We start from the raw sequence: 14,648 nt of genomic DNA on the forward strand, positions 1-14,648 counted from the left end.
CGGCGTGGCTGACGGTGCCGAAGGTCTCGCCCACCTCGTTGCCGAGGCCCACCGACCGGGCACCGGAACGGTTCCCGGGGCCAGCATGTCGACCGGTGACGTGAGGGCTACTCCCCTTCGCTGGTGGCAACGGTAGCCGACGTCGGGCTCCGGCCGAGGCCGCGGCGTGCCCGCACCCGGTGGCCACCCGACGTTCGCCCGATGTCAGTCGATCTGTCATGTCGTGTTCGATCGCTGGTCGACGCCGGTGGTTACGGTCCGGGCATGCGCGACCGTCTGCTCCTGGTGACCTGCGTCCTGCTGACCCTGCTCGGTCTGGGGGTGCCCGCGGCGTCGGCGTCGGTCCCGGTCCCGCCGACCCGGCCGGTGGAGTACTCGCTGCTGCAGCTCAACCTGTGCCTGTCCGGTCTGGCGGGCTGCTTCGAGGGCACCCGGTACCCCTCCGGCGTGGAGGAGGCCATCGAGGTCATCCGCGCCGAGCGGCCGGACGCCGTCACGATCAACGAGGCCTGCAGCGCCGACGTGGAGCAGATCGCCGAGCAGGTGGGGATGGAGCACCGGTTCTCCACGGTGATCTACGGGGGTGCGCCGTTGCCCTGCCGCAACCCGGGGGAACGGGGGGTGTTCGGCAACGCGGTCCTCACCTCGGCCGGGATCACCTCGGCCACGGACCAGGCCTACGAGGCGCAGCTGGGCGCGGAGGAGCGTCGCGTCCTGTGCGTCGTGACCACCGACGGCGTCCGCACCTGCACCACCCACCTGAGCGTGGCCGGCACCGCGGCCCAGGCCGCGACGAACCAGGCGCAGTGCCGGGAGCTGGCCGCCGTGCTGACCGACGGACCGGGGCGCGGGGCGACCATCGCGGGCGGTGACGTCAACCGGCTGACCAGCTGCGCGCCCCAGGGGTTCTGGACCCTTCGTGACGACCAGGCGACGCAGGCCGTGGGCATCCAGCACGTCTACGGCTCCCGCGGGGTGTGGCTGCGGCCGCAGGCCGAGATCGTCCCGCTGTCGTACACCGACCACGACGGCCTGCTCGTGCACGCCCTGCTGCGGCCGGGCGCCGGTCGCTGACCCCGGCGGGCGTCGCGGTCATCCCGGGCCCACCCGGGTCACGGGCGACGATCCAGTACCTCACGACGTCGCCCCTGCCCCGGTCCCGCCGGTGCCGGCGGTGACCCGCGCGTGCCCGGCGCCCGTCTGCACCGACCACATCGCGGCGTACGAGCCCCCCGCGGCCACCAGCTCGTCGTGCGTGCCGGACTCCGCGACCTCCCCGGCGTCCAGGACCCAGATCCGGTCGGCGTCCCGGACGGTGGACAGCCGGTGGGCGACCATCAGCGCGCTGCGCCCGGCCGTGACCCGCGCGAGCGACCGCTGGATGGCGGCCTCGGTCTCGTTGTCGACGGCCGAGGTGGCCTCGTCCAGGACCAGCAGCGCCGGGTCGCGCAGGATCGCCCGGGCCAGCGCGAGCCGCTGCCGCTGGCCGCCCGACAGGGTGACGCCGCGCTCGCCGACCAGCGTCTGGTACCCGTCGGGCAGCCCGACCACGAACTCGTGCGCCTCGGCCGCCCGGGCCGCGTCGTGCACCTGCGCGTCGGTGGCGTCGGGGCGGCCGTAGGCGATGTTGTCGCGCACGCTGCCGCGGAACAGGAACACGTCCTGGCTGACGTAGCCGATCGCTCCGCGCAGGGCCTGCCAGTCCAGCTCCCGCACGTCGACGCCGTCCAGCAGCACCTGCCCGCCGCGGGGGTCCTGGAACCGCAGCACCAGGCGCAGCAGGGTGGACTTGCCCGCCCCGGTGGCCCCGACCACGGCGTGCACCTCGCCGGGCGGCAGCACCAGGTCCACGCCGCGCAGCACGTCCGGGCCGTCGTCGTAGCCGGCGGTCACGGCCCGCAGCTCGACCCCGCCCGCGGCCGGGCCGGGCAGCACCCCGGTCCCGGGCACGACGTGGGCGCGCTCGTGCAGCAGCGCCAGCACGCGGCGGGCCGAGGCCATGCCCCGCTGGTACAGGTCGAGCGTCTCGCCGACGTCGGTCAGCGGCCACAGCAGCCGCTGCGTCATGAACACCAGCACCGAGTACAGGCCGATCTCGATCTCGCCGTTGAGGGCCGCCCAGCCGCCCAGCAGCAGCGTCGTGGTGAAGCCGGCCAGGATGGCCATCCGGATCAGCGGGACGAACGCGGCCGAGGAGCGGATCGCGCGGGTGTTGGCGGCCCGGTAGTCCAGCGACGCGGTCGTCACCCGGTCCAGCTCGCGCTGCTCGGCGGTGAACGCCTTGATGGTGGGCAGCCCGCCCAGGTTGGCGGCCAGGGTCCCGTTGAGCACCGACACGGACTCCCGGACCCGGGCGTACAGCGGCTCGAGGCGGCGCTGGAACCACAGCGAGCCGATGACGATGACGGGGATCGGGGCGAAGGCCAGCAGGGTCAGCTGCAGCGAGCTCACGGCGAACACCGCGCCGACCAGCACGATGTTGACGGTCGTGGCGATGATCGTGGGGGCCCCGACGTCCAGGAACCGCTCCAGCTGGTTGACGTCGTCGTTGAGCACCGCCAGCGTGCCGCCGGTGGTGCGCGCCTCGTGCCAGCCGACGTCCAGGGTCTGCACGTGCCCGTACGCCTCGACGCGCAGGTCGTGCTCCACGGCCTGGGCCAGGCCCCGCCACAGCACCGAGGCCGCGTAGTCGCTGGCGGACTCCCCGACCCACACCACCACGTTCAGGACGGCCAGCCAGCCCAGCTGAGCGAACCGGTCCTCGACGCCCAGCACGGAGGCGACGAACGACCCGTCGCCGCGCACCACGACGTCGATCGCGGCGCCGATGATCAGCTCGGGCATGACGTCGAGCACCTTGTTGACCACCGACATCGTCACGGCCAGCACCAGCCGGGGCCGGTAGGCGCGGTAGCGCGACCACAGCGCCCGCAGCGGGTGGGGGACGAGGGCGGTGGGGGTGTCGCTCACCCGGCCAGGGTCCCAGCCGGGGCGCCGGACGGGCACCGGCGGTCCACCCCGCGCGCCGCGGGACGGCCGGAGCGAGGTCCCGGCCGGCCGGGACTCAGCCGGCCAGGACGGCGTAGACGACGACGTTGTCCACGTAGCTGGACTCCGCGCGGTCGAAGTCCCCGCCGCAGGTGATCAGGCGCAGCACCGGGGCGGGCGCGGGGCCGTACACCCGCTCGGTCGGGAACTCGTCCTTGGGGTAGGTCTCCGACCCCGTGACGACGTAGGTGACCGTGCTGCCGTCCGCCAGGCCCACGGTGACCTGGTCGCCCTCGGCCAGCTCCGACAACCGTGAGAAGACCGCCGGACCGTCGCGGCTGTCGACGTGCCCGGCGATGACGGCAGGACCGGTGGTGCCGGGCGGCGGGCCGGCAGTGAGCCACCCCGCGTCGTCGGGGTCCTCGGGCACCTCGATGGTGCCGTCGTCGGCCAGCCCCAGCGGGACCAGCGAGGTCAGGTCGACGTCGATGGCGGGCACCTGCAGGGACACGGGGGCCGGGGCGTCGGTCGAGGCGGTGGCCGCCGTCGCGGGGCCCGGGACGGCGCCGGCGGCCGTGGTCCCGGCGTCACCCGGCTCCTCGGAGCCCGTCGCGCCCGGCGTCGCGGCGGTCGGTGCCGGGGCGGTGGAGGTGCCCGCGGCCCTGCCCGCCTCCGACGGGGGCGCGACCGGTGCCCGGGAGGAGGCCGGTCCGGACCCGACGGGCGCCGGTGTCCGCGAGTCGACCGCGGTACCGGCAGGGGCGTCTTCACCGACGAGGGAGGCGATCCCGCCCGCGCCGAGGACCACGGCCAGCACGGCCAGCACCACGAGGACCCCGCGGCCGGTGGCCCGCCGGGGGCGTGCCCGGTGCCGGGCCCGACCCGGCTCGGGCCGCGCCTCGTCGGCCCCCGGCATGCTCACCCCGCGACGTGGCGGGCGGTGGAACGGGCCCACGGCCGGGAGCGGACGACCGCCCCGGCGCCGAGCGCGCCCGCCCCGAGCAGCAGCAGGGCACCGGCCCACAGCCAGGGCGCCGTGCCGGAGCCCTCGACCGCCTGGCCGCCGAACCCGGTGGCCGCGCCGCCCTGCGGCATCGTGCCGGCCCCGACCGCGTCCACGACCGGCCGGACGACCAGCTCGTCGTCGTCACCGTCCAGGACCAGCAGGGTGTAGACGCTGCCGCGCTCCAGGACGAGGTCCGTCCCGCCGCTCACGCCGCCGCCGCTGGCCACGACCCGCCACGGCCCGGCCGGGGCGTCCTCGTAGCGGGTGGGCTCGCCGAGCCGCACGTCGGTGCCCAGGACGGGACCGTCGAGAGCCTCGACCAGCACCGTCGGCGCCGTGGCGGAGGCACCGAGCAGGCGGACCCGGCTCTGCCCGTCGGCGGGCGGGGTCAGGTCGTCCTCGAGCAGCTCGAGGCTGGGCTCGTCCTTGCTGCCCAGACCGGCCGCGGTGTAGGCGGCGCCCGCCTCCAGGTCCACCGTGAGGCTCAGCAGCGGCGGCTCGGAGACCGGCGCCCCCTCGGGACGCAGCGTCACGGCGTAGCGGCCGGGCGGCATCGCGCCGTACTCACCGACGTCGCCGTACCCGGCGGTGGTCTCCAGCAGCGGACGGTCCTCGGCGGCGGTGTCCCCGCCCTCGTCGCTGAACGGCGCCAGCCGGACGTCCATCAAGCCGAGCCCCGGCACCAGGTGCGCGGGGCGCAGGTAGGCCGGCTCGGCCCCGGACGAGGCCGTGGCCGGCACGCCGACGAGCCCCAGCAGGCCGACGGCGAGGGCGGCCACGCCAGCGAGCAGGGCCGCCCGGGGGCGGGGGGAGGTGGTCGTGGCAGTCATCGGGGCTCCGTCGCGTCCGCAGGGTCGGTGTCACCGAACGTGGGCGAGCGGTCCGGCGGCACGGTCGGTCGTGACCGTACGTGGTGCACGGCCGACCCGCACGGGGTACCCAGGAACCCGTCGCGTCAACCTCCCGGACCGGTCGTCACGCCCTGTGCGCGGGCCGTGACCTGCGGTCGAGGATGCGTGGCGGGTCCAGGCCGTATCGTCCGCACCTGGTGGCGCTGCGGCGCTGAGCGCGTCATCATCACCGTGAGTCACCCGACGAAGGAGATGCTGTGGGAGTCGACGTGCTGCCGGTGGTGCTGACCCTGGCCGCGTTCGCCGCCGGGGTCCTCGTCGGCTGGATGTGGTGGGGGCGCCGGTTCTTCACCGCGCGGCTGACGCGGGACGAGGCGCTGTCCCTGGTGCAGGGCCGGATCGAGCTGGACCTCCTCGCCAAGGACGCCGAGATCGCCCGGCTGCGGGACCAGCTGTCGCAGCGGTCGTCGTGATGGCGCTGCTCGGGACCGCGCCCCGTGGCCACGCCGACGAGGACGGCCAGGACCTGGGGGTGCGCTACCACGCGCCCCGCCGTCGCGAACCCGGTCCCGTGGTGGGCGTGGCGGCCAGCCTGCTCATCGTGCTGGTCGGGGCCCAGCTCGCCCTGACCTGGGACGGCGACGAGGGCGGTGACGCCGAGGACGTGGGGGCGCTCGGTGCGGTCAGCACCGCTGGCACCGCCGGCAGCGGCGGCGCCGGCGCGGCCGACCCTCCCGGCACCGCGTCGTCGGGGCCGCCGCGCGCCGCCGTGCCCTCGCGGGTGGAGGTGCCGTTCGGGGCCGGTCAGGACGCGCCGGAGCCCGGTACGGCGGACCTGCTCGACGACGTCGCCGTGCTCGTCCTGGCGGACCCGGCGGCCACGGTCACCGTGGTCGGCCACGCCGAGGCCAGCAACGACCCCGACCTGGAGAAGCAGCTGTCGCTGCAGCGGGCACTGCGCGTGGTCGACCTGCTGGGCCGTCGCGGGGTACCGGCCGAACGGGTGCAGGTGGTCGCGGCGGGGGCCACGCGGGCCGGGGAGGCGGCGGCGGGCAACCGCCGCGTCACGGTGGAGGTCGCCCCGGGCTGATCCGGGTCGGTGGTCTCAGCGGGAGTAGTACTCCACGACCAGCTGCTCGTCGCACTGCACCGGCAGCTCCGCCCGGCGGGGGTCGGCCTGCATGCCGACCGTCAGCGCGGGCAGCACCACGTCCAGGTGCGACGGCACCCGGTCGGGGGCGTTGGCGCCGGCCGCGGCCACGACGAACGGCGTCAGGTGGCGCCGCCGCGGGTCCACGCGGACGACGTCGTGCACCGTGACCCGGAACGAGGGCCGGTCCACCCGGCGCCCGTTGACCTGGATGTGGCCGTGGCCCACGAACTGGCGCGCCTGGTGGATCGTGCGCGCGATCCCCGAACGCATGACGACCGCGTCCAGCCGGCGCTCGAGCTCCTCCACCAGCACCTCGCCGGTCTTGGCGCCGGACCGGGACGCCCGGGCCAGGACCCGGCGCAGCTGCGCCTCGCTCACGGCGTACTGCGCCCGCAGCCGCTGCTTCTCGATCAGGCGCAGCCGGTAGTCGCTCTCCTTGCGCCGACCCCGGCCGTGCTCACCGGGCGGGTAGGGCCGGCGCTCCAGGTACGGCAGCGCCTTGGCGGACAGGGCGATGCCCAGGGCTCGCGAGAGCCGGATCTTGGGGCCGTTCGTGCGCACGTTCCTCCTCGGGACGGTCCGACGCGGGTCGTCGGGGCGTTGGGCGGATTGATTACCAGCCATATGCATTGTGCTTATGGGTGAGGCTAGCCTAACCTCAATTCATGACCAGCCCCAGCTACCGACCGGCCCCGTCCGTCACGCAGGTCCCGGACGCCGTGCGCGCCCGGTCCGCGGTCGAGTCCGCCCAGTCGGTGGACGTCGTGTGGGACGGCGGCTCGTGCGCGGTCGTCGAGGGTCTGGCCGCGCTGGCCGACGGGGGGCTGGCGTGGGACGTGCCCGACGGCACGGCGCTGCACCGCCGCCTGGCGAGCTCGCTGCGGGCCGACGACGACCTCGGGGTCTGCGTCGGGGTCACCGACCTGGCCCCCCTGGCCGTCCCCGGGCGGGTGCGCGGACGGCTGGCGCTCGCCGGCTGGCTCGCGGTGGCACCCGGCGGCGGGGCCAGCGCCGGGCTGCGCGTCCGGCTGGACCCGGTGGAGGTCGTCTGGCACGGCGGCGCCGGCCCGGCCGTGACGCTCGACGAGGAGGAGTACCGGGGCTCGGCGCCGGACCCGTTGGCCGCCTGGGAGGCGGACCTGCTGCTGGCCGTGGACCACGACCGCCCGCTGGCGGACCGGCTCGAGCGCCTGGCGCTCGCCGGGCCGGGCGGGGGAGGCGGGGGCACGGCACGGCTGCTGTGGCTGGACCGGGCCGGCCTGGTGGTCCGGGTGCTCGACGGCGGCAGGGACGGTCGCGCCGCCTCGCCGGTGCGGGACGTCCGGCTGCGCCTCGGCCACGACGCCACCACGGTCGAGCTGGCGTGGGAGGGCCTGGAGGGCCTGGCCCAGCACGTGCGGCGGGGGCCCGGTTTGCCCCCGACCTGACCGGGTACCCCGCCCTCGTCCGCGCCGCAGACGAGAGGAAGCTGATCATGGACACCATCACCAGCGTCATCGAGGTCGACGTCCCGCTCCGGACCGCCTACGACCAGTGGACCCAGTTCGAGGACTTCCCCCGGTTCATGGGCGGGGTCGAGAAGATCGAGCAGCTGGACGACACGCGCACCCGCTGGGTGACGTCCATCGGCGGCGTCACCCGCGAGTTCGACGCGGAGGTCCTGGTCCAGCGGCCCGACCAGGGCGTCTCGTGGCGCAGCCTCGACGGCCCCACGCACGCGGGGCGGGTGACGTTCACCCCGCTCGACGACGACCGCACCGAGGTGATCCTGGCCATGGACTGGGAGCCGGAGGGGCTGCTGGAGAAGGCGGGAGACGCCATCGGCCTGGTCGAGGCCCGGGCGAAGAAGGACCTGGCGAGCTTCAAGCAGTTCATCGAGGAGCGCGGCAGCGCCACGGGCTCCTGGCGCGGCTCTGTCGACACGGGCAGCACCACCCCGCTCTGAGACCTCGCGCCCGGCGCCCCGGACCAGCGTCGTCCGGGGCGCCGTCGGTGCGTCACGTCGGCCCGTCGTCCTCGGGGAACACGTCCTGGCGGTGGGCGGGGGACACCTGCTCGCCGGGGACCACGACCGGCGCGGTGTCGTCGTCGGGCTCGGGCGCGGCCTCCCGGGGGTAGCCGGCCAAGGCCGGGTGGGGCGCCTCGGGCGGTACGTCCGCGCTGCCCTCCGCGCCTCGGTCCTGCGGCTCGGCGTCGTGCTGCGGGTGCTCAGTCATCCCCTGGGTGTTCCCCCTCGTCCGGGTCTCAACCACCGACGGCGTGTCGCGCCTGGTACCCGCCTCCGGGTTAGACATGCGTGCCCGATGGGGATAGACAGGTCAGGTGTGACGCCCCCCGGGGCCCGTCACCCGGCGCTCAAGAAGACGGCGCCTTCGTCCAGCCACCCTTGGAGCTGGATCACATGACCACCACCATCCTGATCGGCCCGGCCGACCGCCGGGCCCGTGCCGTGGCGTCCTACCTGCTCGCCGACGCCGCCGCCCTGCGCCGCCGCCTGCGTGACCGGGGCGTCGACGTCCAGCTCGTGTCCGCGTTCGACCCCGGTGTCGTCGGCTCCGACACCGACGCAGACCTGCGCCCGGACGTCGTCCTCGACGTGCCCGTGCGCAGCCGGGACCAGCGGGCCGACGGCATCGCCTCCGCCGGGCTGCTCGCCCGGGAGCTCGCCGCCGTCGCCGCCGACGGCGTCGTGCACGCCGTCGGCTGGCGCGCCACGGCCGTCGCCGTCACCGCCCGGGCCGAGACCGGCGTCCCCGTGGTCGCCCACGCCGACCAGCTGCCGTCGTGGCCGGGCGACGACCGCGCCGACGGCACCGTGATGGCCCGGCTGGGCTGGGCGGCGCTCGGTGCGGCCGACAAGGTCGTCGTGGAGTCCACCTGGGCCCGTGACGTCGCCGTCCGTCGCGGCGTCGTCCCCGACCGGCTGCACGTGGTCGGTCCCGCCCTGACCCGGCTGCCCGCCGAGGCCGCGACCGCCCCGGCGGCGGACGAGCCGCTGGTGCTGTCGGTGGGCGACCCCGGTGACGTCGGCAGCCTCCGGCCGGTGGCCGAGGCCGTGCTGCACCACCCCGGAGCGCGTCTGGTCGTGGCGGGGGGTGCGGGCCTCGACCCCGCTGCTGTGGCGGCCGTCAAGGAGCGGCTGCGCGAGCTGCCCGTCGTGCGTCGGCTCGGTACGCGCTGCCGGGTGGCCCCGGAGCCGGCGGCCTCGCTGTGCCGGCGTGCGGACCTGGTGGTCGACGTGTCGAGCACGCCGGGTCGGGGCCTGGGGGTCCTCGCGGCGATGTTCGAGGCCAGGCCGCTCGTGGCCGCCGCCGTCGGCGGCGCCGACGAGCTCGTCGTCGACCGCGTGACCGGTCTGCTGGTGGAGCCGCGTGACCGGGTGCACACCCGGGACGCCGTGGCGGACCTGCTGGCCGACCCGTTCCGGCTGGAGGCCTACGGCCTGGCCGGTCGGGACCGGGCCCAGGCCGTCTTCGACCCCGAGCAGCTGACCGACGCCCTGGTCGCCGTCCACGAACGCGCCGCCGGTCGCTCCGAGCGGGACGCCGACGAGGTCGAGACCGTCGACGTCCGTGACGTCGACGGCGCCTCCTCCTCGGTCGTGCCCGCGTGACCCGGGTGGCGGAGACGACGTCGACGACCAGTGAACCCGCCCACGAGGCCCCCGGCCCGCAGGCGGCCCGCTCGGGTGAGCGGCAGGCGGTCGCCGACACCACGGCCGCCCTGCTCACCCGGCTGTCGCAGCAGACGGACCCCACCGAGCGGCAGCGGCTGGTCGACGAGGTCGTGCTGCTCAACCTGCCCGTGGCGCGTTCGCTGGCCATGCGGTACCGCGAACGGGGGGTGCCGGCCGAGGACCTGGTCCAGGTCGCGTCCCTCGGTCTGGTCAAGGCCGTCCACGGCTTCGACGCCGAGCGCGGCCGCGACTTCCTGGCCTACGCGGCGCCCACCATGACCGGCGAGATCAAGCGGTACTTCCGGGACACGGGCTGGGCGGTCCGGCCGCCGCGCCGGCTGCAGGAGCTGCGGGCCCGGATGGCCCAGGTCACCCAGACCCTGTCGCAGGACACCGGTCGGGCCCCGACCGTCAACGAGCTGGCGAGCGCGCTGCAGGTCGACGCCGACGACGTCATCGAGGCGATGGTCTCCGGCAACGGCTACGCGACCTCGTCGCTGGACGCCCCGCCGGACGGCGAGAGCGGCTCGTGGGCGGACACGGTCGCGGACGAGGACACGTCGCTGGCCTCGACCCCCGACCGGCTGGCCCTGGAGGGCATGCTCGCGCGGCTGCCGGAGCGGGAGCGACGCATCCTGGCCATGCGCTTCTTCGCCGACAAGACGCAGTCGGAGATCGGCGCCGAGATCGGGGTCACCCAGATGCAGGTGTCCCGCCTGCTCAGCCGGGCCCTGCGGCGGCTGCGGGACGAGCTCGAGGCCGACAGCGGCGCGGCGTGAGCACGGCCGTGACCAGCGCGCCGTCCGCAGCGGTGCCGCAGCCCGAGGTCACGCGCCTGACCGCGGCGCGGGGGCCGGAGGGGGTCCCGGCCGTCGTCCTGGTGGGGGCGTCGGCGGGTGGGCTGACGGTGCTGCGGGGTCTGCTGGCCGGGCTGCCCTCCGACCTGCAGGCCGCGGTCGTCGCGGTCGTGCACCAGCCGAGCCGACCCCAGCAGGCGCTGGCCGCCCTGCTCGCCCCCGTCTGCCCGCTGCCGGTGCGGGAGGCCGGCCCCGTCGAGCGGCTGGTGGCCGGCCAGGTGCTGCTCGCCCCGCCGGACCACCACCTCGAGGTGGTCGACGGCGAGCTCCGGCGCAGCGACGGGCCCCGGTGCAACGGGGTCCGGCCGTCCGTCGACGTGCTCTTCGCGTCCGCCGCGGCCGTCTTCCGACGTAGGGTCGTGGCCGTGGTCCTCTCCGGAGCGATGCGGGACGGCGCCCACGGGGCGGCCGTGGTCGAGCGCGCGGGCGGCCAGGTGCTGGTGCAGGACCCCGACGACGCCTGCGTCAGCGGCATGCCCCGCAGCGCGCTCGCGGCCACCACCCACCACGAGGTGGCGCCGGCGGCGCGCCTGCCCGACGTGCTGGCCCGGCTGGTGGCGCACGTCGTGCGGCAGGACGCGTGACGGGACCCGACCCCCGACCGGTGGACCCGGCGGTGCTGGAGCGGCTGCTGCGGCTGCTGCAGGAGCGGACCGGGTTCGACCTGACCGGCTACCGGTTGGCCGGGCTCACGCGTCGGGCCTGCCAGCGGGCGGCGGTCCGGGGCCACACCGACCTCGACGCCTACCTGGCCCTGGTCGCCGCGGACCGCGACGAGGCCGAGGCGCTGCTCTACCACCTGCTCGTCCAGGTCTCCGGCTGGTTCCGCGACGAGCACGTCTGGCGGACGCTGCGGCACGGCGTCCTGCCCGCCCTCACCGGCCACGGCCCGGACGGGCGGGTGCGCGCCTGGGTGGCGGGCTGCGGCGAGGGGCAGGAGGTCTGGTCCCTGGCGGCGTGCCTGGCCGAGGCCGAGCAGGCCGGGCACCTGCCGTCGTGGTCGGTGCTGGCCACCGACGTCGACGCCCAGGCGCTGCGGCAGCTGCACGCCGGGCGGTACCCGGTGAGCCCGCTCGCCGACGAGGCCGCCGCGGTGCTGTCGCCCCACCTGCTCGAGCGGGCCGGCGGCTGGCAGGTCTCGGCCGGGCTGGCCGACCACGTGTCGATGGGGCGGCACGACGTGCGCGACGCCCCGCCCGAAGACGCGGCCCGACCGTTCGACCTGGTGCTGTGCCGCAACGTGCTGATGTACCTCGACGACGGGGTGCAGTCGCACGTGCTCGACGGGCTGCTGGCCTCGCTGCGCCCGGGCGGGGTGCTGGTGCTGGGCCAGGCCGAGCTGCCCATCGACCACCGCTCGGCGCTGGTGCCGGTCGACCTGGCGGCCCGGGTCTACCGGTCGATCGCCGCGCCGCTGCCGTCCGCCACGGGGGCCTGAGGGTCCTGCCGGCGGCTGGCGTCGTCCACCACCAGCTGGGCGATGTCGCGCACCTTGACGTTGCTGCGGCGGCTGGCCGCGACCAGCTGGGCGAAGGCGGCGTCCGGGCCGTGGCGACCCCGGCTCATGAGGATCCCCTTGGCCTGGTCGATGACGGCCCGGGACTCCAGCGCGGAGCGCAGCTGCCGGCTGAGGTCGGTCAGCTCCTGCCGGTCGCGGGTCTCCTGCACCACGGCCAGCACCGCCTGCACCAGCAGGTCGGCCACGTAGCGGTCGCGGTCGTCGAAGACGTCGGGCTCGCGGGAGTAGATGTTGAGCACGCCCAGGGAGTGCTTGTCGGTCCGGATCGGGCAGCCCAGCACGGCGGCCACCCCGACCGGCACGGCCAGCGGGGCCAGCCGCTGCCACCGGGGGTCCTCGCGCAGGTCCTGGCAGACCATCAGCTGACCGGTGGTGTACGCGGACAGGCACGGCCCCTCACCGGCCTGCAGCTGGGCCCCGTCGACGGCCTGGGCCAGCGCGTTGTCGGTGGCCTGCGCCTCGGGCTCGGCGGGCGGGCCGAGGGTGATGCTGACCCCGTCGCTGTGGGGCAGGGCCTTCTCCACGAGCAGGGCGGCCCGGGCCAGCACCTCACGGGTGTCCGCGCCCGCCTGCAGGGGCAGACGGCACATCTCGGCGAACGCCTCCGCGGCGCGCAGCCCGGCCGCCGGGTGGTCGGTGTCGGCCGGGTCCCCGCCCACGCCGTCCGTGGCCACCCAGGTGATCAGGGCGCCGGGGGCGTCGGGGGTGTCGGAGCCGGCCACCAGCTCCACCGGGCGCTCGCCCTGGCCCCGGGTGCGCAGCACCAGGCGGACGGCGGACATCGCGGAGTCGGAGGTGACCGAGTCCAGCGCGCGCTCCAGCTGCGCGTGGTGGCTGTCGGCGACCAGGTCCCGCAGCGGTCGGCCGAGGATCTCGTCCCGGCGGCAGCCGAACAGCGCCCACGCGGCGGCATTGACCTCGAGCACCTGCCCCGACAGGTCGGTGACCAGCGCCGCGACCGGCAGCGTGCCGATCAGGCCGCGGCGCCAGGCGCGGGGGTCCGAGCGCTCGGCGAGCAGGTCGTCCAGCCGGCGCTGCTGGGCCCGCAGCGCCTCCTCGGCGACGCGCAGCTCCTCGTGGGCGATGTCGATCTCGCCGAGGATGGTGCCGACCCCGGCGTCGTCGATCAGGTCCGAGCCGGACAGGGCCTCGACGCGCAGCCGCTGCTCGGCCAGCGCGCTGGCGAGCTCCTCGGCGGTCTGCTCGGCGGACGGGCCGTGGGTGGCCCGCATCTCCTCGGTGGACACGCCCGAATGGTCGCACCGCCCCCTCGGGCTGTCGAGGCGAGAAGAGGCGAGGCGGGGGCGCACCGTTTCGGCCCCGCACGCCCGGGTAGCAGCATGCGCATGAAGGCACTCACCTGGCACGGCACCCGCGACGTCCGCGTGGAGGAGGTCCCCGACCCCGTCCTGCAGGACCCCACCGACGCGGTCGTCCGCATCACCAGCACCGGTCTGTGCGGCTCCGACCTGCACCTGTACGAGCCGCTCGGCGCGTTCCTGACCCCGGGCGACGTGCTGGGCCACGAGCCGATGGGCGTCGTGGAGGAGGTGGGGGCCGGCGTGCACGACCTGAAGGTCGGCCAGCGCGTGGTGGTCCCCTTCAACGTGTCCTGCGGGACCTGCTTCACCTGCTCGGCCGGTCTGCACTCGCAGTGCGAGACGACGCAGAACCGCGAGCACGGCACCGGGGCCTCGCTGTTCGGCTACACCAAGCTCTACGGCCAGGTGCCGGGTGGTCAGGCCGAGTACCTGCGGGTGCCGTTCGCCGACACCCTGCCCGTGCCCGTCCCGGACGGGCCCGCCGACGACCGCTTCGTCTACCTGTCCGACGTGCTGCCCACCGCCTGGCAGGCCGTGGAGTACGCGGGGGTGCAGCCCGGGGACACGCTCGTCGTGGTCGGGCTGGGTCCCATCGGGGACATGGCGGCCCGGATCGCCCTGCACCGCGGCGTCGAGGTCATCGGCATCGACCTCGAGCCGGCCCGGCTCGCCCGGGCCCGCGGTCGGGGGGTCACCGCGCTGATGCTGGACGACGACGTCGTCGAGACGGTGCAGGGCCTCACGGACGGGCGCGGGCCGCACGCCGTGGTCGACGCCGTGGGCCTGGAGGCGCACGGCTCGCCTGCCGCGGGGGTGGCGCAGAAGGCGTCACGCCTGCTGCCCGACGCCCTCGCCGAGAAGATGATGCGCAAGGCGGGCGTCGACAAGCTGCACGCCCTGCAGCTGGCCATCGACCTGGTCCGCCGCGGCGGCACGCTGTCGCTGTCCGGCGTGTACGCAGGTGCCGCCGACCCGCTGCCGCTGTTCACCATGTTCGACAAGCAGCTGACCGTGCGGATGGGCCAGGCCAACGTCCACCGCTGGGTCGACGACATCCTCCCGCTGCTGACCGACGAGGACCCGCTGGGCGTCGACGACTTCGCCACCCACCACCTGCCGCTGGCCGACGCCCCCCAGGCCTACGCCGACTTCCAGGCCAAGGACGACGGCATGGTCAAGGTCCTCTTCCGCCCCTGACCCACCCCGCCGTTTCGACGCAACGGCACTCAGCGTCGGTCTAACCGACGCCGTGTGCCGTTGCGTCGTCCGGGTTCCG

16 protein-coding genes are annotated in these 14,648 nt (G+C 75.8%); 10 read left to right on the plus strand and 6 right to left on the minus strand.

Annotated features, from left to right (window positions below; genetic code table 11):
* Positions 1 to 264 precede the first annotated feature (264 nt).
* Positions 265 to 1,074: an endonuclease/exonuclease/phosphatase family protein gene (locus SJY06_RS04225; RefSeq protein ID WP_380164942.1), complete on the plus strand. Its 810-nt coding sequence runs from the start codon at positions 265 to 267 to the stop codon at positions 1,072 to 1,074.
* Positions 1,075 to 1,134: 60 nt separating this feature from the next.
* On the opposite strand, the gene SJY06_RS04230 is transcribed toward SJY06_RS04225, so the two are convergent.
* The 3 genes from SJY06_RS04230 to SJY06_RS04240 all read right to left on the minus strand — a co-directional run bounded on the left by SJY06_RS04230 (position 1,135) and on the right by SJY06_RS04240 (position 4,824).
* Entirely contained in the window at positions 1,135 to 2,970 is a 1,836-nt protein-coding gene (locus tag SJY06_RS04230) for an ABC transporter ATP-binding protein (RefSeq protein WP_380164944.1), read from the minus strand.
* Between the two features lie 94 nt (positions 2,971 to 3,064).
* Positions 3,065 to 3,904 carry a class F sortase gene (locus SJY06_RS04235; RefSeq protein ID WP_380169671.1) on the minus strand — a complete coding sequence of 280 codons (840 nt, stop codon included), beginning with the start codon at positions 3,902 to 3,904 and terminating at the stop codon, positions 3,065 to 3,067.
* A gap of 2 nt (positions 3,905 to 3,906) precedes the next feature.
* The gene (locus SJY06_RS04240) at positions 3,907 to 4,824 is read right to left on the minus strand and encodes a DUF4397 domain-containing protein (protein WP_380164946.1); all 918 of its coding nucleotides are present in this window, start codon (positions 4,822 to 4,824) and stop codon (positions 3,907 to 3,909) included.
* A 278-nt stretch (positions 4,825 to 5,102) separates the two neighbouring features.
* Here SJY06_RS04240 and SJY06_RS04245 point away from each other — a divergent pair, with 278 nt between their 5' ends.
* Together SJY06_RS04245 and SJY06_RS04250 are read left to right on the plus strand one after the other, a co-directional pair.
* Positions 5,103 to 5,318 carry a hypothetical protein gene (locus SJY06_RS04245; protein WP_380164950.1) on the plus strand — a complete coding sequence of 72 codons (216 nt, stop codon included), beginning with the start codon at positions 5,103 to 5,105 and terminating at the stop codon, positions 5,316 to 5,318.
* The gene (locus tag SJY06_RS04250) at positions 5,318 to 5,935 is read left to right on the plus strand and encodes an OmpA family protein (RefSeq protein ID WP_380164952.1); all 618 of its coding nucleotides are present in this window, start codon (positions 5,318 to 5,320) and stop codon (positions 5,933 to 5,935) included. Before SJY06_RS04245 ends, SJY06_RS04250 begins: the two co-directional genes overlap by 1 nt.
* Before the next feature lie 15 nt (positions 5,936 to 5,950).
* On the opposite strand, the gene rpsD is transcribed toward SJY06_RS04250, so the two are convergent.
* Positions 5,951 to 6,559, minus strand: a complete 609-nt coding sequence (gene rpsD, locus SJY06_RS04255; RefSeq protein WP_380164954.1) for a 30S ribosomal protein S4 — start codon at positions 6,557 to 6,559, stop codon at positions 5,951 to 5,953.
* Positions 6,560 to 6,663: 104 nt separating this feature from the next.
* On the opposite strand from rpsD, the gene SJY06_RS04260 reads away from it, so the two are divergent.
* Both SJY06_RS04260 and SJY06_RS04265 read left to right on the plus strand, forming a co-directional pair.
* Positions 6,664 to 7,425, plus strand: coding sequence for a hypothetical protein (locus SJY06_RS04260; RefSeq protein ID WP_380164956.1), 762 nt, complete (start codon positions 6,664 to 6,666; stop codon positions 7,423 to 7,425).
* Positions 7,426 to 7,472: 47 nt separating this feature from the next.
* Complete coding sequence (locus SJY06_RS04265) at positions 7,473 to 7,943, plus strand: SRPBCC family protein (protein WP_380164958.1); 471 nt, start codon at positions 7,473 to 7,475, stop codon at positions 7,941 to 7,943.
* A 52-nt stretch (positions 7,944 to 7,995) separates the two neighbouring features.
* Here the strand turns inward: SJY06_RS04265 and SJY06_RS04270 are convergent, their stop codons facing one another.
* Complete coding sequence (locus SJY06_RS04270) at positions 7,996 to 8,214, minus strand: hypothetical protein (protein ID WP_380164960.1); 219 nt, start codon at positions 8,212 to 8,214, stop codon at positions 7,996 to 7,998.
* 185 nt (positions 8,215 to 8,399) lie between these two features.
* On the opposite strand from SJY06_RS04270, the gene SJY06_RS04275 reads away from it, so the two are divergent.
* From SJY06_RS04275 to SJY06_RS04290, 4 genes are read left to right on the plus strand one after another with little or no spacing between them, the layout of a single operon-like run.
* Positions 8,400 to 9,611 carry a glycosyltransferase family 4 protein gene (locus tag SJY06_RS04275; protein ID WP_380164962.1) on the plus strand — a complete coding sequence of 404 codons (1,212 nt, stop codon included), beginning with the start codon at positions 8,400 to 8,402 and terminating at the stop codon, positions 9,609 to 9,611.
* The gene (locus tag SJY06_RS04280) at positions 9,608 to 10,453 is read left to right on the plus strand and encodes a SigB/SigF/SigG family RNA polymerase sigma factor (protein WP_380164964.1); all 846 of its coding nucleotides are present in this window, start codon (positions 9,608 to 9,610) and stop codon (positions 10,451 to 10,453) included. Before SJY06_RS04275 ends, SJY06_RS04280 begins: the two co-directional genes overlap by 4 nt.
* Positions 10,450 to 11,115: a chemotaxis protein CheB gene (locus tag SJY06_RS04285; protein ID WP_380164966.1), complete on the plus strand. Its 666-nt coding sequence runs from the start codon at positions 10,450 to 10,452 to the stop codon at positions 11,113 to 11,115. Before SJY06_RS04280 ends, SJY06_RS04285 begins: the two co-directional genes overlap by 4 nt.
* Positions 11,112 to 11,969, plus strand: coding sequence for a CheR family methyltransferase (locus tag SJY06_RS04290; protein ID WP_380164968.1), 858 nt, complete (start codon positions 11,112 to 11,114; stop codon positions 11,967 to 11,969). The genes SJY06_RS04285 and SJY06_RS04290 overlap by 4 nt, the downstream gene beginning before the upstream one ends.
* Here SJY06_RS04290 and SJY06_RS04295 read toward each other — a convergent pair.
* Positions 11,924 to 13,297: an ANTAR domain-containing protein gene (locus SJY06_RS04295; RefSeq protein WP_380164970.1), complete on the minus strand. Its 1,374-nt coding sequence runs from the start codon at positions 13,295 to 13,297 to the stop codon at positions 11,924 to 11,926. The two genes, SJY06_RS04290 and SJY06_RS04295, sit on opposite strands and share 46 nt — an antisense overlap.
* A 99-nt stretch (positions 13,298 to 13,396) precedes the next feature.
* Here SJY06_RS04295 and SJY06_RS04300 point away from each other — a divergent pair, with 99 nt between their 5' ends.
* The gene (locus SJY06_RS04300; protein WP_380164972.1) at positions 13,397 to 14,569 is read left to right on the plus strand and encodes an alcohol dehydrogenase catalytic domain-containing protein; all 1,173 of its coding nucleotides are present in this window, start codon (positions 13,397 to 13,399) and stop codon (positions 14,567 to 14,569) included.
* The last annotated feature ends 79 nt before the right edge of the window (positions 14,570 to 14,648 follow it).

Origin of the sequence: Jannaschia sp. R86511, from assembly GCF_042466345.1 — a bacterium.
Taxonomy (GTDB): domain Bacteria; phylum Actinomycetota; class Actinomycetes; order Actinomycetales; family JBBAYJ01; genus Aquipuribacter.